Source organism: Aeromonas finlandensis, assembly GCF_000764645.1.
Lineage (GTDB): Bacteria > Pseudomonadota > Gammaproteobacteria > Enterobacterales > Aeromonadaceae > Aeromonas > Aeromonas finlandensis.
Genome location: NZ_JRGK01000342.1, coordinates 1 through 2,145, shown reverse-complemented (window position 1 = coordinate 2,145; position 2,145 = coordinate 1). Strand labels below are relative to the sequence as shown.

General features: G+C 48.4%; 3 protein-coding genes. All 3 read left to right on the top strand.

Features of this window, described 5'->3' with window-relative positions; translation table 11 throughout:
• Nucleotides 1–317 (top strand): SprT-like domain-containing protein (locus LD28_RS0120540; protein ID WP_033138757.1); only part of this gene is annotated, 317 nt, incomplete at its 5' end.
• Between the two features lie 73 nt (nucleotides 318–390).
• Nucleotides 391–1,095, top strand: coding sequence for an endonuclease (locus LD28_RS0120535; RefSeq protein WP_033138756.1), 705 nt, complete (start codon nucleotides 391–393; stop codon nucleotides 1,093–1,095).
• Between the two features lie 182 nt (nucleotides 1,096–1,277).
• Nucleotides 1,278–2,145, top strand: an 868-nt coding sequence (locus tag LD28_RS23260; RefSeq protein ID WP_156120340.1) for a winged helix-turn-helix domain-containing protein, incomplete at its 3' end; no start/stop codon positions are given.

Genomic DNA, 2,145 nt, shown 5'->3' with positions numbered 1-2,145 from the left:
CCGAGGTGGTGCCCCACGAGGTGGCCCATCTGCTGGTTTATGCCCTGTGGGGTGATGGGCGTGGCAAAAACCGGGTCTTGCCCCACGGCCGCCAGTGGCAATCGGTGATGCGGGAGGTGTTCGGCCTTGAGCCCAGAACCACCCACAGCTTCGATCTGGCGGTATTGGCCCAGCGCACCATCCCCTATCGCTGTCACTGCCAGCAGCATCAACTATCGATACGCCGCCACAACAAGGTAGTACGTGGCGAGGCCCGCTATCACTGCCGCCGCTGCAAGCAGCCGCTGGAGCGGGAACGGCCGGAGCCCGAACAGTAAGCCAGCTTGTGTCGCGCCCCTGTGGTAGGGTGCCCGCCATCGTTCGTCAATCATCCCGTTTGCAAGGAATTCCATGCGTTTTATCTCTTCCCTCGTCCTGACCCTGCTGGCCGGTTTGCCGCTGCTCAGCGCGCCCCTGCACGCCCAGACCTTTCGCGAAGCCAAGCAGGATCTGGTGAAGCTCTATCGCAGCCAGCCAGCAGTCACTACCTTCTATTGCGGCTGCGACATCGACTATCAGGGCAAGAAGATGCTCCCGGACCTCGCCAGCTGCGGCTACGAGCCGCGCAAGCAACCAAAACGGGCCGCCCGCATCGAGTGGGAACATGTGGTGCCCGCCTGGGAGTTCGGCCACCAGCTGCAGTGCTGGCAGGATGGCGGTCGCAAGAACTGCGAAAAAGCGAGCCCCGAGTTCAACAAGATGGAGGGAGACATGCACAACCTCTTCCCCGCCATCGGCGAGGTGAATGGCGATCGGGCCAACTACCGCTTCTCCGACTGGAACGGCAAGCCGGATCAGTACGGTCAGTGCCAGATGCTGGTGGATTTCAAAGAGCGTCGGGTACAACCGCCCAAGGGGCCGGTACGGGGCCAGATCGCCCGCGCCTACCTCTACATGAGCCAGCAGTATGGGCTGCGTCTGGCAGCGCAACAGCGTAAACTGTTTGAAGCTTGGGATCGCCAGTACCCGGCAGAAGGCTGGGAGTGCGAGCGCAATCGCCGTATCGGCAAGCTGCAGGGCAATACCAATCTGTTTGTTACTCGGCAATGTGAATAACATCTATCGTTTTGGAACTAACCCCGAGTCACGGCTGATATAGCAATCTCGTAGAGCTTGGGGTTGAATGAACAACATGTATCGGTAAACTGGTATAATTGTGGATATTGAAATGATACTCATACATTTAAATGTACCAGTTCAAGTCGTTAACTTTATCCAGATGACATAATTCCTGCACCATGAGCAATACAAACCGTTATAAGTTCAATATCGAAAGAAGTATTTTGTTCCTGCCAGAACAAAACCAATTACTGGTTGATGGTGTATCAATAAGAATGGAGCCATTGCAGGTAAAACTACTGCAAGTGTTAATTAAATATCATGGTGACGTGATGAGTACATCACGCTTGGCAAGCCTTGTTTGGCAAAGAGAAAATGTCTCTGATAATTTGGTTAGACAAGTCATCAGCCAGCTTAGAACTCATCTTTCAGATAACGAAAGACCTCATAAAATAATACAAACAATCCCCAAGAAAGGATATTTTTTACTGCCGGAGGTCCTGTGCATTGATGATATTAATATGGCTGAGAAGGAACTCCATCTTTCCATTAAAGAGGCTCAACCCAACCACCGACATGGTTACAAGAAAACAATCATGATGATGGCATGTTTTGCCAGCCTGATGATTGCAGTTTACTCAGCACAATTATATTTCAAAAAAAACGTCAGCAATAGTGAGCCACTATCTATTTATCTATCCTCATCTATGTCAGATGATAAAATAGATAATGCTTTCATTGCCAGCATGCAAAATTACATATATTACACTCTCAGAACAGCAAAAAATATTAATGTATTTCTGCTAAATAAATTTACAACTCAGTCAGACCAACATAAGAATACCTATCGCTTAATAACAAATTATCATCGATATAGTGATGAGTACAAACTCACGATAGATATTTACGATCATGAAAATATATTTATTACCACATTTAGCACCACTTTTTCAAAAGTTAATTTTTTATTAAACATCGGCAATTTGACTCTCGACATTAAAGAATACTTATCACCAAACTCGATTAATCACTCGATATTCTTCAAAC

Excerpts from the sequence above, each read along its gene's own strand:
- LD28_RS0120535 (WP_033138756.1), top strand. The coding sequence starts at position 391 with ATGCGTTTTATCTCTTCCCTCGTCCTGACCCTGCTGGCCGGTTTGCCG.